Origin of the sequence: Enterobacter sp. JBIWA003 (assembly GCF_019968825.1) — a bacterium.
Lineage (GTDB): Bacteria > Pseudomonadota > Gammaproteobacteria > Enterobacterales > Enterobacteriaceae > Enterobacter > Enterobacter quasiroggenkampii.
The window spans coordinates 739198-763760 of record NZ_CP074170.1; the positions used below are offsets into that span (position 1 = coordinate 739198).

The 24563-nt window shown below is 55.5% G+C and carries 23 protein-coding genes; 13 read left to right on the plus strand and 10 right to left on the minus strand.

The window, feature by feature from the left end:
- Nucleotides 1-11: 11 nt before the first annotated feature.
- The 6 genes from yjjG to KGP25_RS03620 all read left to right on the plus strand — a co-directional run bounded on the left by yjjG (nt 12) and on the right by KGP25_RS03620 (nt 5528).
- Entirely contained in the window at nt 12-689 is a 678-nt protein-coding gene (yjjG, locus tag KGP25_RS03595; protein ID WP_045907737.1) for a pyrimidine 5'-nucleotidase, read from the plus strand.
- Between the two features lie 91 nt (nt 690-780).
- Nucleotides 781-2370, plus strand: a complete 1590-nt coding sequence (gene prfC, locus KGP25_RS03600) for a peptide chain release factor 3 (RefSeq protein ID WP_008502076.1) — start codon at nt 781-783, stop codon at nt 2368-2370.
- A 299-nt stretch (nt 2371-2669) separates the two neighbouring features.
- Nucleotides 2670-3287, plus strand: a complete 618-nt coding sequence (osmY, locus tag KGP25_RS03605; protein ID WP_008502075.1) for a molecular chaperone OsmY — start codon at nt 2670-2672, stop codon at nt 3285-3287.
- Between the two features lie 127 nt (nt 3288-3414).
- Nucleotides 3415-3576 (plus strand): DUF1328 domain-containing protein, encoded by a 162-nt coding sequence (locus KGP25_RS03610; protein WP_003856556.1) that lies wholly within the window; start codon nt 3415-3417, stop codon nt 3574-3576.
- A gap of 120 nt (nt 3577-3696) precedes the next feature.
- Nucleotides 3697-4749, plus strand: a complete 1053-nt coding sequence (locus KGP25_RS03615; protein WP_045406360.1) for a patatin family protein — start codon at nt 3697-3699, stop codon at nt 4747-4749.
- The gene (locus KGP25_RS03620) at nt 4746-5528 is read left to right on the plus strand and encodes a TatD family hydrolase (RefSeq protein ID WP_223539989.1); all 783 of its coding nucleotides are present in this window, start codon (nt 4746-4748) and stop codon (nt 5526-5528) included. Before KGP25_RS03615 ends, KGP25_RS03620 begins: the two co-directional genes overlap by 4 nt.
- On the opposite strand, the gene KGP25_RS03625 is transcribed toward KGP25_RS03620, so the two are convergent.
- Both KGP25_RS03625 and KGP25_RS03630 read right to left on the minus strand, forming a co-directional pair.
- The gene (locus KGP25_RS03625) at nt 5523-6383 is read right to left on the minus strand and encodes a YjjW family glycine radical enzyme activase (protein ID WP_223539990.1); all 861 of its coding nucleotides are present in this window, start codon (nt 6381-6383) and stop codon (nt 5523-5525) included. The genes KGP25_RS03620 and KGP25_RS03625 overlap by 6 nt on opposite strands.
- Complete coding sequence (locus tag KGP25_RS03630) at nt 6358-7905, minus strand: YjjI family glycine radical enzyme (protein WP_223539991.1); 1548 nt, start codon at nt 7903-7905, stop codon at nt 6358-6360. The genes KGP25_RS03625 and KGP25_RS03630 overlap by 26 nt, the downstream gene beginning before the upstream one ends.
- A 262-nt stretch (nt 7906-8167) precedes the next feature.
- Between KGP25_RS03630 and deoC the strand changes: the two genes are divergently transcribed.
- The 4 genes from deoC to deoD all read left to right on the plus strand — a co-directional run bounded on the left by deoC (nt 8168) and on the right by deoD (nt 12481).
- Nucleotides 8168-8947, plus strand: coding sequence for a deoxyribose-phosphate aldolase (gene deoC / locus KGP25_RS03635; protein WP_223539992.1), 780 nt, complete (start codon nt 8168-8170; stop codon nt 8945-8947).
- 108 nt (nt 8948-9055) lie between these two features.
- Complete coding sequence (gene deoA / locus KGP25_RS03640; RefSeq protein WP_223539993.1) at nt 9056-10378, plus strand: thymidine phosphorylase; 1323 nt, start codon at nt 9056-9058, stop codon at nt 10376-10378.
- Between the two features lie 53 nt (nt 10379-10431).
- Entirely contained in the window at nt 10432-11655 is a 1224-nt protein-coding gene (deoB, locus tag KGP25_RS03645; protein ID WP_014882457.1) for a phosphopentomutase, read from the plus strand.
- A gap of 103 nt (nt 11656-11758) precedes the next feature.
- Complete coding sequence (gene deoD / locus KGP25_RS03650; RefSeq protein ID WP_045907741.1) at nt 11759-12481, plus strand: purine-nucleoside phosphorylase; 723 nt, start codon at nt 11759-11761, stop codon at nt 12479-12481.
- 43 nt (nt 12482-12524) lie between these two features.
- Here the strand turns inward: deoD and KGP25_RS03655 are convergent, their stop codons facing one another.
- The 8 genes from KGP25_RS03655 to KGP25_RS03690 all read right to left on the minus strand — a co-directional run bounded on the left by KGP25_RS03655 (nt 12525) and on the right by KGP25_RS03690 (nt 20710).
- A complete protein-coding gene (locus KGP25_RS03655; protein WP_045907742.1) occupies nt 12525-13229 on the minus strand; it encodes a DUF1120 domain-containing protein in 705 nt (234 codons plus the stop codon).
- Nucleotides 13230-13346: 117 nt separating this feature from the next.
- Nucleotides 13347-13910, minus strand: coding sequence for a hypothetical protein (locus tag KGP25_RS03660; RefSeq protein WP_164712094.1), 564 nt, complete (start codon nt 13908-13910; stop codon nt 13347-13349).
- A complete protein-coding gene (locus KGP25_RS03665; protein ID WP_245405056.1) occupies nt 13901-16267 on the minus strand; it encodes a fimbrial biogenesis usher protein in 2367 nt (788 codons plus the stop codon). Before KGP25_RS03665 ends, KGP25_RS03660 begins: the two co-directional genes overlap by 10 nt.
- Before the next feature lie 63 nt (nt 16268-16330).
- Complete coding sequence (locus KGP25_RS03670) at nt 16331-17020, minus strand: fimbria/pilus chaperone family protein (protein WP_048028575.1); 690 nt, start codon at nt 17018-17020, stop codon at nt 16331-16333.
- Nucleotides 17021-17102: 82 nt separating this feature from the next.
- Nucleotides 17103-17819, minus strand: a complete 717-nt coding sequence (locus tag KGP25_RS03675) for a DUF1120 domain-containing protein (protein WP_048225573.1) — start codon at nt 17817-17819, stop codon at nt 17103-17105.
- A gap of 245 nt (nt 17820-18064) precedes the next feature.
- The gene (locus tag KGP25_RS03680) at nt 18065-18775 is read right to left on the minus strand and encodes a DUF1120 domain-containing protein (RefSeq protein WP_045907746.1); all 711 of its coding nucleotides are present in this window, start codon (nt 18773-18775) and stop codon (nt 18065-18067) included.
- Between the two features lie 234 nt (nt 18776-19009).
- On the minus strand, nt 19010-20026 hold the full coding sequence (gene lplA / locus KGP25_RS03685) for a lipoate--protein ligase LplA (protein ID WP_223539994.1): 1017 nt from the start codon (nt 20024-20026) through the stop codon (nt 19010-19012).
- Nucleotides 20027-20065: 39 nt separating this feature from the next.
- Complete coding sequence (locus KGP25_RS03690; RefSeq protein ID WP_045907748.1) at nt 20066-20710, minus strand: YtjB family periplasmic protein; 645 nt, start codon at nt 20708-20710, stop codon at nt 20066-20068.
- Nucleotides 20711-20827: 117 nt separating this feature from the next.
- Here KGP25_RS03690 and serB point away from each other — a divergent pair, with 117 nt between their 5' ends.
- The 3 genes from serB to nadR all read left to right on the plus strand — a co-directional run bounded on the left by serB (nt 20828) and on the right by nadR (nt 24524).
- Nucleotides 20828-21796 (plus strand): phosphoserine phosphatase, encoded by a 969-nt coding sequence (serB, locus tag KGP25_RS03695; protein WP_008502066.1) that lies wholly within the window; start codon nt 20828-20830, stop codon nt 21794-21796.
- A gap of 74 nt (nt 21797-21870) precedes the next feature.
- Nucleotides 21871-23256, plus strand: coding sequence for a DNA repair protein RadA (gene radA / locus KGP25_RS03700; protein ID WP_023293325.1), 1386 nt, complete (start codon nt 21871-21873; stop codon nt 23254-23256).
- Nucleotides 23257-23291: 35 nt separating this feature from the next.
- Nucleotides 23292-24524 carry a multifunctional transcriptional regulator/nicotinamide-nucleotide adenylyltransferase/ribosylnicotinamide kinase NadR gene (gene nadR, locus KGP25_RS03705; protein WP_032643997.1) on the plus strand — a complete coding sequence of 411 codons (1233 nt, stop codon included), beginning with the start codon at nt 23292-23294 and terminating at the stop codon, nt 24522-24524.
- The last annotated feature ends 39 nt before the right edge of the window (nt 24525-24563 follow it).

The window sequence follows — 24563 nt, forward strand, 5'->3', positions numbered from 1 at the left end:
AGGTTGTAACGATGAAATGGGACTGGATTTTCTTTGATGCCGACGAAACGCTGTTTACGTTCGACTCGTTCGGCGGCCTGCAGCGGATGTTTCTCGACTATAGCGTAACCTTCACCGCTGAAGATTTTCAGGACTATCAGGCGGTCAACAAACCGCTGTGGGTGGATTACCAGAACGGTGCCATCACCGCGTTACAGCTTCAGCACCAGCGCTTTGACGTCTGGGCGGAACGCTTAAAGGTCAGTCCGGGAACGCTGAACGAGGCTTTCCTTAACGCCATGGCCGATATCTGTGCGCCGCTGCCGGGCGCGGTTTCCCTGCTGAATGCGTTGAAAGGCAAGGTGAAACTGGGGATCATCACCAACGGTTTTACCGCCCTGCAGCAGATCCGCCTTGAGCGCACCGGCCTGCGCGATCATTTTGACGCGCTGGTGATCTCGGAAGAGGTTGGCGTGCCGAAGCCAGATCCGCGAATTTTCGACTACGCGCTGGCGCAGGCCGGCAATCCCGACCGCGATCGTGTCCTGATGGTGGGGGATACGGCAGAGTCAGATATTCTGGGCGGCATGAAGGCCGGTCTGTCGACTGTGTGGCTCAATGCGCATGGCCGTGAGAAGCCTGACGGCATCGAGCCGACCTGGACCGTGACGTCGTTGAACGAACTGGAGCAACTCCTGTGTAAACAATGATTGCCTGCCCCCCGTTGATGGGTAAAATAGCCGCAATTTTGTATTCCATGATGCGTGGCGTGCTGCCGCGCTTATAAAAGAAGATTTAATTATGACGTTGTCTCCTTATCTGCAAGAGGTGGCCAAGCGCCGCACTTTTGCCATTATCTCGCACCCCGATGCCGGTAAAACGACCATCACTGAGAAGGTGTTGCTGTTCGGACAGGCGATCCAGACTGCGGGTACCGTTAAAGGCCGTGGCTCCAGCCAGCATGCAAAATCCGACTGGATGGAGATGGAAAAACAGCGTGGTATTTCGATTACCACCTCCGTGATGCAGTTCCCGTATCATGACTGCCTGGTGAACCTGCTGGACACCCCGGGCCACGAAGACTTCTCCGAAGATACCTACCGTACCCTGACGGCGGTGGACTGCTGTCTGATGGTGATCGACGCCGCGAAAGGTGTAGAAGATCGTACCCGTAAGCTGATGGAAGTGACCCGTCTGCGCGATACGCCGATCCTCACCTTTATGAACAAACTCGACCGTGACATCCGCGATCCGATGGAGCTGATGGATGAAGTGGAAAACGAGCTGAAGATCGCCTGTGCGCCAATCACCTGGCCGATTGGCTGCGGTAAGCTGTTCAAAGGCGTTTATCACCTCTATAAAGACGAAACCTACCTGTATCAGACCGGTAAAGGCCACACCATTCAGGAAGTGCGCATCGTGAAAGGTCTGGACAACCCGGATCTGGACGCGGCGGTCGGGGAAGAGCTGGCCGCGCAGCTGCGCGACGAGCTGGAGCTGGTTAAGGGCGCGTCTCACGAATTCGACAAAGAGCTGTTCCTGAGCGGCGAAATTACCCCGGTCTTCTTCGGTACCGCACTGGGTAACTTCGGCGTTGACCACATGCTCGACGGTCTGGTGGAGTGGGCGCCGCAGCCGATGCCGCGCAAAACCGACACCCGTGAAGTGGAAGCAAAAGAAGAGAAGTTCACCGGCTTCGTATTTAAGATTCAGGCCAACATGGATCCGAAACACCGTGACCGCGTGGCCTTTATGCGCGTGGTGTCCGGTAAATATGAAAAGGGCATGAAGCTGCGCCAGGTGCGTATCGGTAAAGACGTTGTCATCTCCGACGCGCTGACCTTTATGGCGGGTGACCGTTCGCACGTTGAAGAAGCCTATCCGGGCGACATCATCGGTCTGCACAACCACGGCACCATCCAGATCGGCGACACCTTCACGCAGGGTGAAATGATGAAGTTCACCGGTATTCCGAACTTCGCACCGGAACTGTTCCGTCGCATTCGTCTGCGCGATCCGCTTAAGCAGAAACAGCTGCTGAAAGGCCTGGTTCAGCTCTCCGAAGAGGGCGCCGTGCAGGTCTTCCGCCCGATTGCGAACAACGATCTGATCGTTGGTGCGGTCGGCGTGCTGCAGTTTGACGTGGTCGTTGCGCGCCTGAAGAGCGAATACAACGTAGAAGCGATCTACGAATCGGTGAACGTCGCGACCGCGCGCTGGGTTGAGTGTTCTGACGTGAAGAAATTCGAAGAATTTAAGCGTAAGAATGAAGTTCAGCTGGCGCTGGATGGCGGCGATAACCTGACCTATATCGCGCCAACGATGGTCAACCTGAACCTGACGCAGGAACGTTATCCGGACGTTCAGTTCCGTAAAACCCGCGAGCACTAATCCCCTCTCAGAGCACGGCAGCAGCCGTGCTCTTCTTTTATTCCTGTCTTATTAATCCCTTGCGGAATGTTCTTAATTCAACGCAATTTCACGCTATTCGCCCATTTTTTACCCAATTCTGAAAGCGGCTCTGTGAGAGTGATCTATATTTAACTCAGTGTTTAACACCGGGTGTGGATAAATTAACTGTTCAATGCATGGCTTTAGGTTATCCATTTTGCCCGCGTGTTTATTCGCAATATATATCACTACTAAGGAAGTACGTAGCCCGAATAACGGGTCAACACAGGAATAGATCGATGAATATGACAAGACTGAAGATTTCTAAAACTCTGCTGGCTGTAACTCTGGGTAGCGTTCTGGTGAGCGGCTCCGCCCTGGCGGAAAGCAGCACCATGGATAAAGCACAATCCACGGCTGACAGCGCAGGGCAAAAAATCGATAGCTCTATGAATAAAGTCGGCAATTTCATGGATGACAGCTCTATCACAGCAAAAGTGAAAGCCGCACTGGTGGATGATGAAGCCATCAAGAGCACCGATATTTCCGTTAAGACCGACAAAAAAGTGGTCACGCTGAGCGGCTTTGTTGAAAGCCAGGCTCAGGCAGAACAGGCGGTGAAAGTGGCGAAAGGCGTCGAAGGCGTTGCCTCCGTCAGCGATAAGCTGCACGTCCGTGACGGCAAAAATGCGTCGGTGAAAGGTTATGCCGGTGATGCAGCCACCACCAGCGAAATCAAAGCTAAACTTTTAGCAGATGACATCGTGCCGTCCCGTAAGGTGAAAGTGGAAACCACCGATGGTGTGGTTCAGCTTTCCGGTACGGTAGATTCGCAGGCGCAAAGTGAACGTGCCGAGTCCATTGCGAAAGCGATTGATGGTGTGAAAAGCGTTAAAAACGATCTGAAAACGAAGTAAATCTGGACCATTCGCCCGTCTGGCTAAAACCTGCGGGCGATATAAGAACGACTCTGGAAAAACGCCGGTGAGTGACCTGAGCGCTCACGTTTAGCGGCCGACATTAACTATGGTAAAGGAGAAGCTTATGTTTCGTTGGGGCATTATATTTCTGGTTATCGCGTTAATTGCCGCCGCATTGGGCTTTGGTGGACTGGCAGGTACAGCGGCATGGGCAGCTAAAATTGTCTTCGTTGTCGGTATTATTCTGTTCCTGGTCAGCCTGTTTACGGGGCGTCGACGTCCGTAGCAAACGCAATATTCCTTCAACAAAATAAAGCCAGTCACTGCGACTGGCTTTTTCTTATTTGCGTAACAGGTCGGGTGCGTTACTGTGGTGTTATAAAATAATCAAAACAGGAAAGCAGAGGTGGGGCAACGAATTCCCGTTACGCTCGGCAACATTGCGCCGCTGACGTTAAAACCGTTTCGCGCAGGTCAACTCGCGCTGGTCTGCGAGGGTGGCGGACAGCGCGGCATTTTCACCGCTGGCGTGCTGGACGAATTTATGCGCGCGCAGTTCAACCCGTTTGACCTGTACTTCGGCACGTCTGCCGGGGCACAGAATCTCTCTGCCTATGTCTGTAACCAGCCCGGATACGCGCGAAAGGTCATCATGCGCTACACCACGGCGAAAGAATTTTTTAACCCGGTGCGGTTTGTGCGCGGCGGTAACTTGATCGACCTCGACTGGCTGCTGGAATCAACTTCCAGCCAGATGCCGCTGGCCATGGACACCGCGGCCCGCCTGTTTGATAGCGGTAAAGAATTCTGGATGTGCGCCAGCCGGGGGGATGACTATTCGCCGGGCTATTTTTCGCCTCAGAAAGATAACTGGCTGGACATCATCCGCGCCTCCAGCGCCATTCCCGGTTTTTATCGTACCGGTGCGCTGCTGGACGGCATTAGCTATCTGGACGGCGGGATCAGTGACGCCGTGCCGGTGCAGGAAGCCGCCCGTCGCGGGGCGAAAACCATTGTGGTGATCCGTACTGTACCGTCGCAAATGTATTACACCCCACAGTGGTTTAAGCGGATGGAGCGCTGGCTGGGCGACAGCAGCCTGCAGCCGCTGGTGAACATCGCGAAGCAGCATGAAACCACCTACGGCGCGATGCAGCGTTTCATTGAAAAGCCACCGGGTAAGCTGCGTATTTTTGAAATTTATCCGCCTAAACCGCTGCTGAGCATGGCGCTGGGCAGCCGCGTCCCTGCGCTGCGCATGGATTACAAAACGGGACGGCTGTGCGGACGCTACTTCCTGGCGACGGTGGGGAAAATGCTGGCGGAGCAACCGCCGCTTCATCGCCATAAACGCATTATTACGCCGCCTGCGATTGTCGCCAACGACGCTCTGACGGTGCCCCTGGTGGACATTCCGCAGGCGAATGACGCTTTACTGGATAACGAGGATCTGGCGTGACGCACCGCTTTGTCGATACCCATTGCCACTTTGATTTCCCACCGTTTACGGGAGATGAAGAACACAGTATTGCGAAAGCGGCTAACGCAGGCGTTCAGGCCATTATTGTGCCGTCAGTGGAAGCGGCTTACTTTTCCCGGGTGCTGGATCTTGCTGCACAGCACCCCGCGCTCTATGCGGCGCTCGGCCTGCATCCGATCGTGATTGAGCGGCATCGTGATGAGCACATTGAGAGACTTGATGAGATCCTGCGGACCGCAGGGGACAAGCTTGTCGCCATCGGGGAGATCGGCCTCGATCTTTATCGCGAGGATCCGCATTTTGAGCGCCAGCAGACGATCCTCGACGCGCAGCTCAGGCTGGCGAAGCGTCACGATCTGCCGGTGATCCTCCATTCAAGACGCACGCACGATAAGCTGGCAATGCACCTGAAGCGCATCGATTTGCCGCGCAGGGGCGTCGTACACGGTTTCTCCGGCAGCCTGCAGCAGGCGCAGCGTTTCATTGAACTGGGCTACAAAATTGGTGTAGGTGGCACCATCACCTATCCGCGCGCCAGTAAAACCCGTGACGTGATGGCACAGCTGCCGCTGTCGGCGCTTCTGCTGGAAACTGACGCGCCGGATATGCCGCTGAATGGTTTTCAGGGACAGCCGAATCGCCCGGAACAGGCGGCGCGCGTGTTCACCACCCTGTGTGAACTACGACAGGAGCCAGAAGAGGTAATTGCCGATGCGCTGCTGGAAAATACGCGTTCGGTATTTGGCATCACGCTATAGATAAAGCGCCGGGCGGATCACCGTTATCCTCTGTTTTTCCAGCGCCCGCGCCAGCGGTTCAACGTCCTCGGGCGTGGCGCTGCGCCATAACGCTGCCTCACCGTATACGCCATGCGCATGAAACGCGTTGAGGCGCACCGGCACGTTTCCCAGCCCGTGGATAAACGCCGTCAGCGGCTTCAGATTTTCCAGGTAATCACACTGCCCCGGAATCACCAGCAAGCGGAGCTCCGTCAAACGGTGGCGTTCTGCCAGCCAGCGGATACTCTGCTTGATCTGCGGATTGTCGCGTCCGGTCAGGAAGCGGTGGTGTTCGTTCCCCCATGCTTTCAGGTCCAGCATCGCGCCATCCAGTACCGGCAGCAGCTTTTGCCAGCCGGTTTCGCTTAACAAACCGTTGCTGTCGACCAGGCAGGTCAGATGATGCAGGGCGGGATCGGCTTTGATCGCGGTGAACAGCGTCACTAAAAACGGCAATTGCGTTGTGGCCTCCCCGCCGCTTACGGTGATCCCTTCGATAAACGGTGCGGATTTGCGGACCTGGGTGAGGATCTCCTCCACGCTCAGGCGGTGCGCCATGGGCGTCGCCTGTTGCTGGCAAAGGTGCAGGCAGGTGTCGCACTGCTGGCAGTCGCTCTCCTGCCACCAGACGCGCCCGGCCTGAATGGTCAGCGCGTCGTGCGGGCAGTGGGGCACGCAGTCGCCGCAGTCGTTGCAGCGGCCGATCGTCCACGGGTTGTGGCAGGTTTTACAGCGCAGGTTGCAGCCCTGCAGGAACACGGCCAGGCGGCTGCCCGGTCCGTCCACGCAGGAAAAAGGAATGACCTGACTAACTAAAGCGCATCTGCTGTTCATGGCTAATCACGCGCGGCTGACGTTCCAGAATGCGGGTATTGCGTGCGGCTTCTTCCCCCAGCCACGTGGTGTTCGTTCTCGACCCTGCTTCCCGGTATTTCTCCAGATCCGATAGCCGCACCATATACCCGGTGACGCGCACCAGATCGTTACCCGCTACGTTGGCGGTAAACTCGCGCATACCCGCCCTGAACGCGCCCAGGCACAGCTGGACCACCGCCTGCGGGTTGCGTTTTACCGTTTCATCCAGCGTCAGGATATCGCTTATCCCGGAAGAGTAGTGCTTGTGATGGGGAGCCACCGCCAGCAGGTGGCTGATGGGATCCGGCTCGTCGCCATAGGGCAGGCGCGCGCCTGGCGTGGTGCCCGAATCGGAGCTGATCCCCGACTGCGCATGGAGCATCGCGCGCTGCTTCCAGCCGTGTTTCACCGGCGTGTTTTCGACAAACGCCGCAAGCTGTTCGCTGATGCGATAGCCCAGCGCGTTGGCCTGCTCATCTTTGCCGTAACGTCCCGCGATGCCTGCTTTCTCACAGAGCACGTTTACCGCTTCTGCCAGACCGTACATGCCAAACATCGGCACAAACCGATCGGCATCAATCAGCCCCTCTTTCACCAGGAAGCTATTCTCAAAGAAGCCGGATTGTTGATACAGGAAATCGCAGCGGGCATTAATGATGGCCATTTGCTGCTGGCAGTAGTGCGGAAGGGCGCAGCTGAAGAAGTCTTCACTTGTCGTGCTGTGTTCGGCGATGGCCTTGAGATTGAGACGCACCAGGGTGCTGCCACCGCCAGCCAGAGGCAGGGAGTTGTAACAGCTCACCACGCCATAACGACCTTTTGTGAAAATTTTATCATTTACCGGGCCATTAGAAATATGCGGTTTGCTGCATTCACATATGTTTTTCGCCACCTCAAGCAGTAAATCATCCGGGGTGATCTCTGGATCATAAATAAAGGTCAGGTTCGGCGCGACCTGCTTCAGCTCTGCATCGGCACGCAGAATGGCACGGGTGATGGGCGTATCTTCCGGCCCGATATTGGCATGCATAAAGGCATCCGGCAGCGTACGGTCAAGATAGCGCCAGAAACGTTTTATTCGGCTATTGATTTCTTCTTGTGTTAGAATTCTAACATATGGTTGCAGCAGCGCATCAAGCTGGCCGAGATAGACCGGCATCGATGTGACGGACGGAACATGATGGTAGAGGATGGTTAACAGCGAGAGGGCATCGTCGAGATCTTTTGCCCCTTCCAGCTCCAGCCATTCAGAACCGTTAGCCAGAAATTTTGCGTAATCCGGCAGAACGTAACGGGGTTTGTAAGGCGCATGGCCTTCGAACATGTCGCAGATAAACCCCACGTCCAGCGCGGCGCGCGCAGCTTCCGGAAGTGCCGGATACGGCAGGTTGTTTTCCGCTTCCAGCGCCAGAAAATGACGTTTTTGTTCCGGGGTTAACACCGGGCTTGTCACAATCTGCTGGCAACGTTGCTGCAGGGCGTCGGGGCTGGAGTGGGGCATATTCGCTTCCTTGAATGTTCTGCGGATGATGAACGGATTGTAGAAAGCCTGCCTGTTGGCGCTTTTGATCCCACAGGGGGTATTGCTGCTTTAGTCGGCAATTTGCGCACTAAAGTTTGAAGAAGATCTCATTACAGTAATGCAAATTTGTACGCAGTTTTCATTAACTGTGATGAATGTCGAAGTGTGGATGCGGGTGGATGTTAGAATACTCACAGACCCGCAAGGTAAAATTTATACGGCACTGCCGTTGGAGATTGTTATGACCGATTTAACTGCAAGCAGCCTGCGCGCGTTGAAACTGATGGACCTGACTACCCTGAACGATGACGACACCAATGAGAAAGTCATCGCCCTGTGCCATCAGGCGAAAACGCCAGTGGGTAATACCGCAGCCGTTTGTATCTACCCGCGCTTTATCCCGATTGCCCGTAAAACGCTGAAAGAGCAGGGCACCCCGGACGTGCGCATTGCAACCGTGACTAACTTCCCGCACGGCAACGACGATATCGAGATTGCGCTGGCAGAAACCCGCGAGGCGATTGCATACGGTGCAGACGAAGTTGACGTGGTGTTCCCTTACCGCGCGCTGATCGCCGGTAACGAGCAGGTCGGTTTTGACCTGGTGAAAGCCTGTAAAGACGCGTGTGCGGCGGCCAACGTGCTGCTGAAAGTGATCATCGAAACCGGCGAGCTGAAAGAAGAGGCGCTGATTCGTAAAGCCTCTGAAATCTCCATCAAAGCCGGTGCGGATTTCATTAAAACCTCTACCGGTAAAGTGCCGGTAAATGCGACCCCGGAAAGCGCGCGCATCATGATGGAAGTGATCCGCGACATGGGCGTGTCCAAAACCGTAGGCTTCAAACCTGCGGGCGGCGTGCGTACCGCCGAAGACGCGCAGCAGTTCCTGGCGATTGCCGACGAACTGTTCGGCGCCGACTGGGCCGATTCCCGTCACTACCGCTTCGGTGCGTCCAGCCTGCTGGCCAGCCTGCTGAAGGCGCTGGGTCACGGCGACGGTAAGAGCGCAAGCAGCTACTGATTGCCAACAATGCCGGATGACGCCTCGCTTATCCGGCCTACAGGATCGTAGGGCGGGTAAGCGTAGCGCCACCCGCCACAATTCCCCCGATTCCGCATGGAGGTTACCGTGTTTCTCGCACAAGAAATTATTCGTAAAAAACGTGATGGTCATGCATTAAGCGACGAAGAGATCCGCTTCTTCATCAACGGCATTCGTGATAACACCGTCTCAGAAGGGCAGATTGCGGCTCTGGCGATGACCATTTTCTTCCACGATATGTCGATGCCTGAGCGCGTGTCGCTGACCATGGCGATGCGAGATTCAGGAACCTTTCTGGACTGGAAAAGCCTCAACCTTAACGGCCCGATTGTGGATAAACACTCCACCGGCGGCGTGGGTGACGTGACCTCCCTGATGCTCGGCCCAATGGTGGCAGCCTGTGGCGGTTACATCCCGATGATCTCCGGGCGCGGCCTGGGCCACACCGGCGGTACGCTCGATAAACTGGAAGCCATTCCGGGCTTCGATATCTTCCCGGATGACAACCGCTTCCGCGACATTATTAAAGACGTTGGTGTGGCGATTATCGGCCAGACCAGCTCTCTTGCTCCGGCAGACAAGCGTTTCTACGCGACCCGCGACATCACCGCGACCGTTGACTCCATCCCGCTGATCACCGCCTCTATCCTGGCGAAGAAGCTGGCAGAAGGGCTGGACGCGCTGGTGATGGACGTGAAGGTAGGCAGCGGCGCGTTTATGCCAACCTATGAACTCTCTGAGGCGCTGGCCGAAGCGATCGTTGGCGTCTCCAACGGCGCAGGCGTGCGCACTACCGCACTGCTCACCGATATGAACCAGGTGCTGGCTTCCAGCGCCGGTAACGCCGTCGAAGTGCGTGAAGCCGTCCAGTTCCTGACGGGGGAATACCGTAACCCGCGCCTGTTCGACGTCACCATGGCGCTGTGTGTTGAGATGTTAATCTCCGGCAAGCTCGCCAAAGACGACGCCGACGCCCGCGCGAAGCTGCAGGCGGTGCTGGACAACGGCAAAGCGGCGGAGATCTTCGGCCGCATGGTCGCGGCGCAAAAAGGCCCGACCGACTTCGTCGAAAATTACGCGAAGTACCTGCCAACCGCGACGCTCAGCAAAGCGGTGTATGCCGATAGCGAAGAGTTTGTCTCCGCCATGGACACCCGTGCCCTCGGTATGGCAGTGGTCTCAATGGGCGGCGGCCGTCGTCAGGCCTCAGACACCATTGATTACAGCGTCGGCTTTACCGATATGGCCCGTCTGGGCGACAGCGTTGACGGCCAACGTCCGCTGGCGGTGATCCATGCCAAAGACGAAGTCAGCTGGCAGGAAGCGGCGAAAGCGGTGAAAGCGGCCATCACGCTTGACGATAAAGCACCGGAAACCACACCGACTGTCTATCGCCGTATCACCGAATAGCGGTATACTGATCTGATCGATAATTTTTGAAGCACTACGTACGGAGAACAATTATGAAACGTGCATTTATTATGGTGCTGGACTCATTCGGCATCGGCGCAACCGAAGATGCAGAACGTTTTGGTGACGTGGGTTCCGATACCATGGGTCACATCGCGGAAGCCTGTGCGAAAGGCGAAGCGGACAACGGTCGTAAAGGCCCTCTGACTCTACCTAACCTGACCCGCCTCGGGCTGGTGAAAGCGCATGAAGGCTCTACCGGTAAAATCGCAGCCGGTATGGACGGTAACGCGGAAGTCGTGGGCGCCTATGCCTGGGCGCACGAGCTCTCCTCCGGTAAAGACACCCCGTCTGGCCACTGGGAAATCGCCGGTGTGCCGGTGCTGTTCGACTGGGGTTATTTCTCCGATCACGAGAACAGCTTCCCGCAGGAGCTGCTCGATAAGCTGGTGAAGCGTGCCAACCTGCCGGGTTACCTCGGCAACTGCCACTCTTCCGGAACCGTGATTCTGGACCAGCTCGGCGAAGAGCACATGAAAACCGGCAAGCCGATTTTCTACACTTCTGCTGACTCCGTGTTCCAGATTGCCTGCCACGAAGAGACGTTTGGCCTGGATAAACTCTACGAGCTGTGCGAAATCGCCCGCGAAGAGCTGACCGAAGGCGGCTACAACATCGGCCGCGTGATCGCGCGTCCGTTTATTGGTGACAAAGCGGGTAACTTCCAGCGTACCGGTAACCGTCACGATCTGGCCGTTGAGCCGCCGGCACCAACCGTGTTGCAGAAGCTGGTCGATGAAAAAGACGGTCACGTAGTGTCCGTGGGTAAAATCGCGGATATCTACGCTAACTGCGGCATCACCAAAAAGGTCAAAGCGACCGGTCTCGATGCGCTGTTCGATGCCACCATCAAAGAGATGAAAGAAGCGGGCGACAAGACGATTGTCTTCACCAACTTCGTGGACTTCGACTCCTCCTGGGGTCACCGTCGCGACGTCGCGGGTTATGCTGCGGGTCTTGAGCTGTTCGACCGCCGTCTGCCGGAGCTGATGGAGCTGGTGGGTGAAGATGACATTCTGATCCTGACCGCGGACCACGGCTGTGACCCAACCTGGACCGGTACCGACCACACCCGCGAGCACATTCCGGTGCTGGTGTACGGCCCGAAAGTGAAGCCGGGCTCGCTGGGTCACCGTGAAACCTTCGCAGACATCGGCCAGACCCTGGCGAAATATTTTGGTACGTCTGACATGGAATATGGCAAGGCCATGTTCTGATGTCATTGCCCGGTGGCGCTTCGCTTACCGGGCCTACGGTTTTGTAGGCCGGGTAAGGCATAGCCGCCACCCGGCAAAAACAACAATGTAAAAGGAACTGAAGATGGCAACTCCTCACATTAATGCAGAAATGGGTGATTTCGCTGACGTCGTGTTGATGCCGGGCGACCCGCTGCGCGCGAAGCACATTGCAGAAACCTTCCTCGAAGACGTGCGTGAAGTGAATAACGTACGCGGCATGCTGGGCTTCACCGGTACCTATAAAGGCCGCAAAATCTCCGTCATGGGTCACGGTATGGGTATCCCATCCTGCTCTATCTACACCAAAGAGCTGATCACCGACTTCGGCGTGAAGAAAATCATCCGCGTGGGCTCCTGTGGCGCGGTGCGTATGGACGTTAAGCTGCGCGACGTGGTTATCGGCATGGGTGCCTGCACCGATTCCAAAGTAAACCGCATGCGTTTCAAAGACCATGACTTCGCGGCAATCGCTGACTTCGGCATGGTGCGTGACGCGGTTGACGCGGCAAAAGCGCTGGGCGTTGACGCGCGCGTGGGTAACCTCTTCTCTGCCGATCTGTTCTATGCACCAGACGGCGGCGAGATGTTCGACGTGATGGAAAAATACGGCATTCTGGGCGTGGAAATGGAAGCGGCGGGCATCTACGGCGTTGCGGCTGAGTTTGGTGCGAAAGCGCTGACCATCTGCACCGTGTCCGACCATATCCGTACTCATGAGCAGACTACTGCCGCTGAGCGTCAGACCACCTTCAACGACATGATCAAAATCGCGCTGGAATCCGTTCTGCTGGGCGATAAAGCGTAATGTTGTCTGCCGGGCGGCATTCGCTGCCCGGCATTTTCACTTCTTACAGATACACGACGCTGATCGTCGCCTGACCATCAAACTCGGTGTCTTCCGTCAGAGACAGCTTCTTCAGGTTTTCCACTGCCAGCGAGACGTTCAGCGGGAAAGAGACGCTGGTCACCGCCATCGGGTCGGTTTTACCGGCAGATGCCACGCTCATCAGACCCAGGTCTTTGTTCGCAATGGTGCCACCATTGGCTTTCTGCCAGCGGCCCATACTTGTACCTGCAGACAGCGCAGTACGGATAGGCTCAACCGTTGCGCCGTTCGCCGTGACGTCACCGGTGCTGGTATACACTGAGTATGCGCCGATGTTCTTACCGTCATGCGTTTTACCCAGACCAAAGGTCGAGATGCTGCCGCGCAGCTCGCCACCGTTAGACGTCGCATTCATCACCTTCAGATTGGAACTGCTGCCGGTGCTGGCGTTGGTGTCTGCGCGGTTATCCGCGATGCTCCAGCCCACTTTAGTCGGCGTTGGGCAGTTGATCGTAAGTGTCAGACCCTTTTCACCCAGCTGGGTTGCCTGGGTCTGAGAGAGATCGCCGACCTGGACGGTACCGAAATCGATCACGCCATTGTTGCTGAGTTCAGGCGTACAGGAATTGCCGGTCAGCGACGCTTTGACTTTCAGTACCGCTGTGTCACCCGCATGAGCACAGGTCGCTGCCAGTGCCAGTGCGGCGGCAAGGAGACTCTTTTTCATGGTTAATCCTTAACATAGATGTAATGAATATTAAATTGAATGGACGGATCCATAATTTAAAAGGTTTATTTTTCTTCTTACTCTTCACCCAAAAAATGAATACGAAGGTGAATTCTTTTACTCGCTAGTTAATAATTCCCAGGCGAGAGTGCTTTCCAGGTCGGTATTATCGGAAATTCTGCGCAGCTGGTTATTATTAATGATGGGTATAAGTTTTATGGTTACGCTCATTTGCTTGCCCTGAACCGGTGTCGCGTTTTGGCGAGCAATGATGCCGTCGTTGTTTTTCAGGAAAACATGTTCTTTGGGGCTGTCTGATGAGGTAAATTTTACCCGGTCGGTGGTTTTGACGAGATCGTAGTGGCGTCCGTCTACCGTCATGTTGTTCGCGACCAGCGCCAGCCGTCCCTCCTGCCCAAACAGCACGCCGCCGTTGGCGCCAGATGCGGACTGCATGAACAGGGCCATGACCTGAGGCTGAGGGCAAAACACGTTGATCATCACCTCTTTTGCGGGCATGCGATTCCAGTTTTTCAGCGAGGCAGCAATATCGTCCTGTTTGAATCGGCCAAACGAGACGGTCGGCTGAGAAAGGGTCATCTGGCACTCCTCGCTGAATACCTGAGAGGCGAAAAATAATGTCAGACCGCTCAGCATCACGTTAACTATTTTCACTGGCATGTTCCTTCTGCTTTTTCGTAATAGGCGTCTTTATCTTTCTCTTCATTCAGCGTGTAGTGGATCTGGCATAAACGCGTCATATTGTCGTCCACGACATACAGCTCCGGCGTCGTCGAGGCATCGGAAATAAACACGCTGCCGTTATCCATCACGCTGACAATATAGTTGCTGTCTTTGTCCACGATACTTAGCCCTTTTTCGAGCCAGCCGCCATTGACATGTTTTACCTTCAGCATCACGCGACGGGTATTCAGCACCTGGAAATCGACCTGTGCAAATGAGCCGTAGGCCGCGGACACGGTCTGGATACCATTTGATAAATCCATTCCCTGCGGCAGCGAGCTGGTATTGATCACAATTTGTGATTTCTGCCACTCTCTGAGCCCGGGAACGACGGCTTGCCCCCAGTAATCTGTCCAGACGGTGCCATCGGGTGTGGTGATTTCTATCCCGCTTTCCGGCTCACTTAGCCTTGCGATGCCAAAGGTCTCTTTCACCGGGAAGGGGGCAAAGGTGAGGCCATGGCGGTGCATGACAATGCCACCCCCTAACGATGCGCTGTAGTTATGCTGGTTTCCGTCATTCAGACCAGCAGACAGCCCAAGTTGGGTATAGTGCAGGTTGGTCGTGATATTGCCGTTAAAGGAATCACTTTTGTCCTGATTATCGCGATCGGCAGAAATGTTGTAGTTAAGGTTTCGGCCGACAGAACAGCTGTCCTGGACGCCATAGTTTTGCTTTTCACCCTGAGTACGCATGTAGGTACTGACGCGATCGTCGCCCAGAGGGACGATCAGGCTGACATAGAAGAGATCGTCATTGTTGCTGGTGCTGTTTTCTGTTTCGCTATTGCTCATGGCGTGTTGCCAGTTTACGGACAGCGAGGTACGCCCCAGGCTTTTGCTCCACGAGGCCATCAGATAGCGTGAGTCACCGCTGCTCTCATCGCCAGAGTTCGCGCTGTATTGTAAAGAGAGGGAGCCGATGTATTCGTTGTTCCAGCTAAGGCTGGTATTCCATGCGTTTTCATAGCTTTGCGATTCTTCGTCCATGGCTTCGGTGAGCTCACGAAAGTCGCCGTTATACTGGGAAGCACTGAGCCCGAGCGTCAGCTGCGCGGGGAGTAAAATATTGCTGCTGAGCTCAAACTTGCTGCCCCGCTGCGTATCATAAAAGCGGGACTGACTCAGCAATACGCTGGGTGAAATGAGCCAGTTTTCATTGACAGACCAGTCGAGCTTTGCACCGGTAGACTGGTATTTCTCGGCCAGCACGCTTGCCGCAACGGCAGTCAGGCGTGTAGTCAGGCTCGTACCGTCAGACACGGTGAACACCCAGGGGGAGTTCTTTTCATCGCCACTGTCGCGAACCTGACCAAGTGCCAGATTTAACCCCTCGGCACGGTTGCTCCCAATGACGTTGAGGGCTGATGAGGGCACGGTGAAATGGGTTGTTGAGCCATCGGTTTCGATGACGCTGACATCCAGGTCGACATTGCTGCGCAAAACCGGTACGTCCGGCAGCGTGAAGGGACCGGCGTTGATCAGCGAAGAATAGATAACCTGACCGGACTGACGAACTTCTACGCGAGCCTGGTTTGTACGGGCAATACCAGAGACTTCCGTGACCTGAATATTGGGCTGAAGACCGGTTTCAGGCATGAGCTGGACCCCGGTAATTTGCGCGCCGCTAAACAGGGCGGAGTTGATATTGATCTGACCGACCTGCGCACGCATTTTTTTCTCTTCAAAAACGTGCTCAGCGTAGGTGTAAAGATTCTCGGCGCTGCGGGTGCCGTTATCGTCCGTCAGGATGTAGTTACTGCGCAGCGTCCAGTTTGCAATGTTAATACCGGTGCCGATATTTCCCTGTGAAAACGTGCTGTTGCCACCGCTGCCATATTCGTTGTAGTTGGTGAAAGCGTTGTAGTTAATGAGGCCCGCAACGCCGCCGTGAGAGTAAAACCTGGCGGCATAGAACCCGTTATCCATGGCTTCTGCCGGAACGAATATCTCCAGTGATTCGGTGTTGGGCATGAGCTTGATCGTGGCTGAAGGGTAGTCTTTGAGCAGGTCATGACACGTCTCTTTTTCGCTGATATTTAGCGGTAAAAGCCCCACGGCGCTGATGAAATCATCATCAACGCAGAGCTGCCCTTCGTCCCCAATCTTGACGGCGAGACTGCCCTTTTCAATGCCGTTTATTTTTACCTGCACGGCATGCTTGCCAGGCAGATAGCGTTGAGCTTCAGAGAAATAGTGGGCGAGGTTGGTACTGATGCCACGTGTCGCCAGAATATCCGTATTAAAGTCCACATCGGACGCATGCAGCGCGGAAGACGGCAGTAATGCTGCCACTACTGCCGCTCGGCGCATCCTGTTGCGCAATGATAGCTCAGTCACCAAAGCATCCCTGTCGTTTTAGCGTTTAAGGGGGGCTGTGTAGTTATCCACTTCAATCCCGTAGCGGCTCGCGGGGCTGAACTCTACTGCGTTATCGGCGCTACCCATCGGCTTGTCCATTTGCACTTTCATGGTTTCACCCGGCAGGATAAAGGTCTTGTTGACCAGCCCGGTTGCTCGCGATGGAAGGAGGGTAATGGCGGTTGAGAAGCGCACGACGTAAGGGGAGGTATTGCGCACCACAACCTCTTTTCCTTCCAGCGACCAGGTCAGTAACTTCCACGCGTCGGTGACGACAGGCAGACTTTTCGGATGGATCAGTACCGGCAGATCCTGGCGAAGGTTAATCCCCACCTTCACGTTTTTATCTTTGCTCTTCGGCGGAATGCCTTCGAAGATCACGCGCTTATAGTGTTCGACCGTGAGAGGTTTATCGGTTTCAAGAATAAAACGCACCTGCTGTTCCTGGCCTGGTTCCAGACGAACAACCGGCTGGGTGACGTTGAGCTTTACGCCATTTTCCCCTTCGATATCGTTAATAGAGGTGTAGAGCAGAGTCGGTATGGTGTCGGTATTTTTGACGCTCATTACGCCGCCGTGGTTGGCTTCATCGATCATCAGCAGCGTGGTTTCAGGTACCATGCCTGCGGCGAACAGCGTGGTGGGAAGCGCGAATAAAAGGACGGAAAACAGGGATGAAGTTTTCATTATTCTGGTCATGATTTTTTCGTGGTTAACGGTAGTAAAAAACTCCCCATCGAAATGGAGAGTTTTGCGGCAACATGCTGAATTACAGATAAACCAGCGTAATAGTGGACTGGCCGTCGAGATCGGTTTTGTCGGTCAGGGTCAGATCTTTGCTTGGCGCGATAGCCAGGGCGATTTTCAGTGGGAAAGCTGCAGTGGTGAAGGCCATTGGCGCACGCTCACCCGTTTTGGCAACGGTCATTACGTCGGTACCGTCGTTCATGATGATGCCGCTGGTCCACATGTTGACCCAGCTTCTGCTGCTGATGGCGCCGCCGGTGTACATAGACGCGGCAATAGGCTGAGCCGTTGCGCCGTCTGCGGTGACGGAAGTCAGATAGGTCGCAACGGAATAGGCACCGATGTTTTCCCCTGCGCTGGTTTTACCCACGCCGTTCAGCTGGTAGTTACCGGATGCCTGAGCACCGTTCGCCGTGCCGTTATCCACGTGGAACTCGCTTGATGTTTTATTCTTACCGGCATTTGAATCTGCACGGTCATCTTTGATCGTCCAGCCTACACGGGTAGCCGACTGGCATTTGATGGTGAATGTCACATCTTTATGGCCAGCCTGGTAGGCCGCGGTGGAGGAAAGCGAATCCAGACCCACTTCGCCGAAATCTGCCAGACCGCCGTTGCTGATTTCAGGCACGCAACCAGCGCTGGTCAGCGTTCCCTGAACTTTCAGCATTGCAGTCGGTTCAGCATAGACCGCAGTCGCTGCCATTGATAAAACGGTAGCGAGAAGGAGCTTTTTCATTGTTATTCCTTAACCATAGAAAGAGTTAATAACTCAGATATTTTTAATTTAAAAATGACTTGCAAATCGATAAGTATCGGCATGACAAGCAGCGCCGATTTTAGTAATGATTTAAGTAATTCAATAATTAGTTTTACTTACACGTGCTTTGAGATTTAATAAGGCTAATTTAAACATTTATGAATGTATTTATTTAAATGAAAACGGCGGAATACTCCGCCGTGATAGTGACCAATCGTCAATGATTACAGGTAAACCAGCGTGATGGTGGTTTCGCCGCTCAGCTGAGCTTCATCCGTGGTGGACAGGCGGTTAGTGTTAACAATCGCCAGAGACACTTTGAACGGATAAACCACGTTGGTGATGGCCAGCGGTGCGGTATAGCCAGGCTTGGTTGCGGTCATAATTTCCGCGTTACCGTTAGCGATAACGCCAGACGCCAGGTTGCGCCACATGTATTCGCCTTTGCTGTTCACGTAGGCAGGGGCATAGATAGCCTGGGCAGGCATGCCGTTAGCCGTGATTTCATTGACGCGGGTGCTGATCGCATACGCACCAATTTTGTCGCCAGCGGCAGTGGTGCCCACGCCATAGGTGGTGCCTGCACCATACACGTCGCCGCCATTGTCTTTAGCATCACGAATATAAAACTCGCTGGAGCTCAGATCGTTTGCCGCATTGGAGTCTTCTTTGTTATCGGCAATACTCCAGGCAACTTTGGTTGCAGACGGGCAGTTGATGGTCAGAGACATGTCTTTCTGGCCCATCTGGTTGGTCTGGGTTGGAGAGAGCTGATCCAGCGCGATCGTCCCAAAATCAATAGAACCGCCGTTGCTTAATTCAGGGGTGCAAGAAGCATGGTTCATTTTACCCTGAACCTTCATCACGATGCTGCCGTCTGCCAGCGCTGCCGTGGACGTCATTGCAATCAGTGTTGCAAGAAGAACTTTTTTCATTGTTATTCCTTAACCAATAATTGAATAATTGTATTAATTATCATGAAGTCATTAACTTGCAGTGTTGCAAGCGCGAGGATTCTATTAATGGTTAATGTTAATTCTATAATGATTAATTCTAATTTTTGTTTTGAGAAATATTAATGCGGGTAAATACATTTGTGCATGTATTTACATGTAGAGGGAAGCGAATAATAAAAAAGCGGTGCATTTATTCACCGCTTTTTATCCGGGTTATTTTATAGCCTGGGCGATCCAGGCCGATAATTCCCGCAATTCTCTTTCTTGTTGCGGAAAATCGCCGATCAGCGCATCACACTCCTGCTGCAACATATCCGCCCGATACAAACAGCCCTGCAGACGCGCGGCCAGCGCCTCTAACGGTGCCGGATTGAGACTATCCGTAAAGACCTGCGTGCGGGTAATATGGCCCTTCTCAACGTCAAAGTGCAATTCCACGCCGCCCCAGGCAAAACGTTCGTCCAGTAGATGGGAAAAGGCAGGGGCCTGACCGAAGTTCCACTCCCAGCTGCTCTGGCGAGCGAACGTGTCGGCGAAGTTGGGCAGGTCCGGCGTTTTGTCCGGGGAGATCACTTCGGCTTCTACCTGCTCACCGTAATGTTCGAAGAAAGCGTCACGGATCGCATCGCAAATCTGCTCGTGAGTAATCCCGGGCAGCAGTTCCACCAGATTCGCCACGCGCCCGCGTACGGACGTAATGCCCTTAGCCTGTAGCTTTTTCTTATCAGGATTAAGGTAGTTCGCCAGACGGCTCAGATCGGCATTCAGCAACAGGGTGCCGTGGTGGAAGCCGCGATCCATCGTTTCACGATAGGCAGAGCCGGAGACCTTGCGGTCACCGTCGGGCGTTTTGACCACCAGATCGTTGCGTCCCGAAGCTTCAGCCGTCACGCCGAGCGCATTGAGCGCGTTGAGGACGATGGATGTTGAGATGGTTTTGTCGTATTCCGGTTTTCCCGCCATAAAGGTAAAGCAGGTATTGCCCAGATCGTGGAACACCGCACCGCCGCCGCTGCTCCGGCGCGCCAGGCGGACGTTGTCTTCTTCCATGCGCCGGGTGTTGCACTCTTTCCACGGATTTTGCGCACGACCAATGACCACCGTATCGGCGTTACGCCAGAGAAAGAGGACGCGCTGGGTGGCAGGCATCTGGCGGAAGATGCACTCTTCCACCGCGAGATTAAACCAGGGATCGTAAGAGTCAGAGATAAGCAGGCGTAACGTCGTCATGGCAAAGTTCCTTTTCTGAATCGTTCGCCTACTTTATCACTATTCTTTCTTCTCGCTCTCTTCGTCTTCGGGGACCGACCGGCTGGCGGTCAGCAGGAACGGGGATTGCTGCCAGCGCGTGCGTTTGCCGCGAAGCAGGGTGCGCGCCAGCACAACGCCAATGGCGAGCGAAAGCAGCAGCATCAGGCGCAGAATGTTGGTGGTATTATCGACCTGCTTGGCTTCAGTCGGAAGAGTATGGGTGTCGAGCGTCAGGCGCAGATACCCCAGAGGGCCATTCTTGCCCTGAATAGGTTCAACAAGCTGTTGGTTGAAGTAGCCGCCGGCTTTTTTGCCGTCCAGCGCCAGCCTGTCGCGCACGTCGACATGTTCGCCCGCGCGGGCAATCAGGTTGCCTTGCTCATCATAGACGCCCGCATCAAGAATGCGGCTGTTCTCCGTCAGCAGGCGTAAAACCTGACCTATTCGCTTATCGTCCGGCGTTTCGGTTCGCATGGACGGCGCGACGTTGAGCGTCACCTGGCGTGCCAGCGTGCGGGCCAGCTCTTCAAACTGCGGGTTGCGTTGCCGTTGATGATTCTGGCTAAACCACGATGCCCCTTGCATCAGCACCACTAAGAGTGCGAGACAGGAAAGGACAATCACGGCGCGATGGAGCCGGAATTTCAGTTTTGCGCGAGCCATATTCCACCTGCTGAAAATTTACGGCTTAATGTTGCCAGAAGTGATGGTTACAGGGTAGCCTCATGCGTTATTTTCCCTCTGCAACCTTCCGGCGCGAACGAAATTACAGGAGCTTTAATGCCGAACATTACCTGGTGTGACCTGCCAACGGATGTCTCTTTATGGCCAGGATTGCCGCTCTCTTTAAGTGGCGATGAGGTGATGCCTCTGGATTACCACGCCGGTCGTAGCGGCTGGCTGCTGTACGGACGCGGTCTGGATAAGCAACGCCTGACCCAGTATCAAACCAAACTGGGGGCCGCGATGGTCATCGTTGCCGCCTGGTGCGTGGAAGACTATCAGGTCATTCGCCTGGCGGGCTCTCTGACGCAGCGCGCCACGCGCCTGGCGCATGACGCCGGGCTGGACGTTGCGCCGCTGGGGAAAATTCCACACCTGAAAACGCCGGGCCTGCTGGTCATGGACATGGACTCTACCGCCATTCAGATCGAGTGTATTGACGAAATTGCGAAGCTGGCGGGCAGCGGTGAGCTGGTGGCGGAAGTCACCGAGCGTGCGATGCGCGGCGAGCTGGATTTCACCGCCAGCCTGAGACAGCGCGTGGCGACCCTGAAAGGGGCCGATGCCAACATTCTGCGCCAGGTGCGCGATGTGCTGCCGCTGATGCCCGGGCTGACGCAACTGGTGCTGAAGCTGCAGTCCCTCGGCTGGAAGGTGGCGATCGCCTCCGGTGGCTTCACCTTCTTCGCGGATTATCTGCGGGAAAAACTGCATCTGACCACCGTGGTGGCCAATGAGCTGGAGATCATGGACGGCAAGCTGACCGGCCAGGTGATCGGCGATATTGTGGATGCCCAGTACAAAGCCAATACGCTGACGCGTCTGGCGGAAAAATATGAAATTCCGGTTGTCCAGACCGTCGCCATCGGGGACGGCGCGAACGACCTGCCGATGATCAAAGCGGCCGGCCTGGGCATTGCCTACCATGCCAAGCCAAAAGTGAATGAAAAGACGGAAGTGACTATCCGTCACGCTGACCTGATGGGGGTGTTCTGCATTCTCTCCGGCAGCCTTAATCAGAAATAACGGTCTGCTTTGTAGGCCGGGTAAGCGTAAGCGCCACCCGGCACGCAGGCCGCAGAGAAATAACGAGGTAAACCGTGGCGAAAGCTCCAAAACGCGCATTTGTCTGTAATGAATGTGGTGCGGATTATCCGCGCTGGCAGGGGCAATGCAGCGCCTGTCATGCCTGGAACACCATCACCGAAGTGCGTGGTGTGGCGGCTTCGCCGAGCGTGGCGCGCAACGAGCGCCTGAGCGGCTACGCGGGCAATGCGGGCGTAGCGAAAGTCCAGAAGCTCTCGGACATCAGCCTCGAAGAGCTGCCGCGCTTCTCCACCGGGTTTAAAGAGTTCGATCGCGTGCTCGGCGGTGGCGTGGTGCCGGGCAGCGCGATTCTTATCGGTGGTAACCCGGGCGCGGGCAAGTCAACCCTGCTGCTGCAAACGCTCTGCAAGCTCGCCGAACAGATGAAAACCCTGTACGTCACGGGGGAAGAGTCCCTGCAGCAGGTGGCGATGCGCGCGCACCGTCTGGGCCTGCCGACCGGTAATCTGAACATGCTGTCGGAAACCAGCATCGAGCAGATCTGCATGATCGCCGAAGAAGAGCAGCCGAAGCTGATGGTGATCGACTCCATCCAGGTGATGCACATGGCGGACATCCAGTCCTCGCCGGGCAGCGTCGCGCAGGTGCGTGAAACGGCGGCCTACCTGACGCGCTTTGCTAAAACACGCGGCGTGGCGATTGTAATGGTGGGCCATGTGACCAAAGATGGCTCGCTGGCGGGGCCGAAGGTGCTCGAACACTGTATCGACTGCTCCGTGATGCTCGACGGCGACGCGGACTCTCGCTTCCGTACCCTGCGCAGCCATAAAAACCGCTTTGGGGCGGTGAACGAACTGGGCGTGTTTGCCATGACCGAGCAGGGGCTGCGTGAAGTCAGCAACCCGTCGGCCATCTTCCTGAGCCGGGGAGATGAAATCACCTCCGGCAGTTCGGTGATGGTGCTGTGGGAAGGGACGCGCCCGCTGCTCGTCGAAATTCAGGCGCTGGTCGATCACTCGATGATGGGCAACCCGCGGCGCGTAGCGGTTGGTCTGGAACAGAACCGTCTGGCGATCCTGCTGGCGGTGCTGCACCGTCACGGCGGGCTGCAGATGGCGGATCAGGACGTCTTCGTGAACGTGGTCGGCGGCGTCAAAGTCACCGAGACCAGCGCAGACCTGGCGCTGCTGCTGGCGATGGTCTCCAGCCTGCGCGACAGACCGCTGCCGCAGGATCTGGTCGTCTTCGGAGAAGTGGGCCTTGCCGGGGAAATCCGTCCGGTGCCCAGCGGGCAGGAGCGAATCTCCGAGGCGGCAAAACACGGTTTCCGTCGCGCGATCGTTCCCGCCGCCAACGTGCCGAAAAAAATCCCGGAAGGGATGCAGGTTTTTGGCGTGAAGAAACTCGCAGATGCGTTAAATGTCTTTGACGACTTATAATTACGTATTCGATTTTGCAGGAGGCACCGTAATTTATGTCATCATTTGACTACATCAAGACCGCTATCCGCCAGAAGGGCTGCACGCTGCAGCAGGTGGCAGACGCCAGCGGCATGACCAAAGGCTACCTGAGCCAACTGCTGAACGCCAAAATCAAAAGCCCCAGCGCGCAGAAGCTGGAAGCGCTGCACCGCTTTCTGGGGCTGGAATTCCCGCGTATGCAAAAGAACATCGGCGTGGTGTTCGGCAAGTTTTACCCGCTGCATACCGGGCATATCTATCTGATCCAGCGCGCCTGCAGCCAGGTGGACGAGCTGCACATCATCATGGGGTACGATGAAACCCGCGATCGCCAGCTGTTTGAAGATAGCGCCATGTCGCAGCAGCCGACCGTGCCGGACCGCCTGCGCTGGCTGCTCCAGACCTTCAAGTACCAGAAAAACATCCGTATTCATGCCTTCAACGAAGAGGGCATGGAGCCGTACCCGCACGGCTGGGACGTGTGGAGCAACGGCATCAAAGCGTTTATGGAAGAGAAGGGCATTGCGCCTAACTGGATCTACACCTCTGAAGAGTCCGACGCGCCGCAGTTCCGCGAGCATCTGGGCATTGAGACGGTGCTGATCGACCCGAAACGCACCTTCATGAACATCAGCGGGGCGCAGATCCGTGAGAACCCGTTCCGCTACTGGGATTACATCCCGACCGAGGTGAAGCCGTTCTTTGTGCGCACCGTCGCCATCCTGGGCGGTGAGTCGAGCGGTAAGTCAACGCTGGTCAACAAGCTGGCGAATATCTTCAATACCACCAGCGCGTGGGAGTACGGGCGCGACTATGTCTTTTCCCATCTGGGCGGCGATGAGATGGCGCTGCAGTATTCCGACTACGACAAAATCGCGCTCGGTCACGCTCAGTACATTGATTTCGCGGTGAAATACGCCAACAAGGTGGCGTTTATCGATACCGATTTTGTCACCACCCAGGCGTTCTGCAAAAAGTACGAAGGGCGTGAACATCCGTTCGTGCAGGCGCTGATTGACGAATACCGCTTTGACCTGGTGATCCTGCTGGAAAACAACACCCCGTGGGTGGCCGACGGCATGCGCAGCCTCGGCAGCTCCGTCGACAGGCGTGAATTCCAGACCATGCTGGTGGATATGCTCAACGAAAACAACGTTGAGTTTGTGCACGTGGAAGAGTCGGACTACGACTCCCGTTTCCTGCGCTGTGTCGAGCTGGTGAAGGAGATGATGGGGGAGCAGGGTTAAAGACGGCTCCGTGCTATCCCCTCTCCCCTATGGGGAGAG

What these genes read in the sequence shown, in the direction of transcription:
- prfC (WP_008502076.1), top strand. Translation starts at nt 781, where the DNA reads ATGACGTTGTCTCCTTATCTGCAAGAGGTGGCCAAGCGCCGCACTTTT.
- lplA (WP_223539994.1), bottom strand. Translation starts at nt 20,026, where the DNA reads ATGACGACGTTACGCCTGCTTATCTCTGACTCTTACGATCCCTGGTTT.
- KGP25_RS03610 (WP_003856556.1), top strand. Translation starts at nt 3,415, where the DNA reads ATGTTTCGTTGGGGCATTATATTTCTGGTTATCGCGTTAATTGCCGCC.
- KGP25_RS03655 (WP_045907742.1), bottom strand. Translation starts at nt 13,229, where the DNA reads ATGAAAAAGAGTCTCCTTGCCGCCGCACTGGCACTGGCAGCGACCTGT.
- yjjG (WP_045907737.1), top strand. Translation starts at nt 12, where the DNA reads ATGAAATGGGACTGGATTTTCTTTGATGCCGACGAAACGCTGTTTACG.
- deoD (WP_045907741.1), top strand. Translation starts at nt 11,759, where the DNA reads ATGGCAACTCCTCACATTAATGCAGAAATGGGTGATTTCGCTGACGTC.
- KGP25_RS03660 (WP_164712094.1), bottom strand. Translation starts at nt 13,910, where the DNA reads ATGCCAGTGAAAATAGTTAACGTGATGCTGAGCGGTCTGACATTATTT.
- KGP25_RS03670 (WP_048028575.1), bottom strand. Translation starts at nt 17,020, where the DNA reads ATGAAAACTTCATCCCTGTTTTCCGTCCTTTTATTCGCGCTTCCCACC.
- KGP25_RS03680 (WP_045907746.1), bottom strand. Translation starts at nt 18,775, where the DNA reads ATGAAAAAAGTTCTTCTTGCAACACTGATTGCAATGACGTCCACGGCA.
- nadR (WP_032643997.1), top strand. Translation starts at nt 23,292, where the DNA reads ATGTCATCATTTGACTACATCAAGACCGCTATCCGCCAGAAGGGCTGC.
- KGP25_RS03630 (WP_223539991.1), bottom strand. Translation starts at nt 7,905, where the DNA reads ATGCCCCACTCCAGCCCCGACGCCCTGCAGCAACGTTGCCAGCAGATT.
- deoC (WP_223539992.1), top strand. Translation starts at nt 8,168, where the DNA reads ATGACCGATTTAACTGCAAGCAGCCTGCGCGCGTTGAAACTGATGGAC.
- KGP25_RS03625 (WP_223539990.1), bottom strand. Translation starts at nt 6,383, where the DNA reads ATGAACAGCAGATGCGCTTTAGTTAGTCAGGTCATTCCTTTTTCCTGC.
- KGP25_RS03675 (WP_048225573.1), bottom strand. Translation starts at nt 17,819, where the DNA reads ATGAAAAAGCTCCTTCTCGCTACCGTTTTATCAATGGCAGCGACTGCG.
- osmY (WP_008502075.1), top strand. Translation starts at nt 2,670, where the DNA reads ATGAATATGACAAGACTGAAGATTTCTAAAACTCTGCTGGCTGTAACT.
- KGP25_RS03690 (WP_045907748.1), bottom strand. Translation starts at nt 20,710, where the DNA reads ATGGCTCGCGCAAAACTGAAATTCCGGCTCCATCGCGCCGTGATTGTC.
- serB (WP_008502066.1), top strand. Translation starts at nt 20,828, where the DNA reads ATGCCGAACATTACCTGGTGTGACCTGCCAACGGATGTCTCTTTATGG.
- deoB (WP_014882457.1), top strand. Translation starts at nt 10,432, where the DNA reads ATGAAACGTGCATTTATTATGGTGCTGGACTCATTCGGCATCGGCGCA.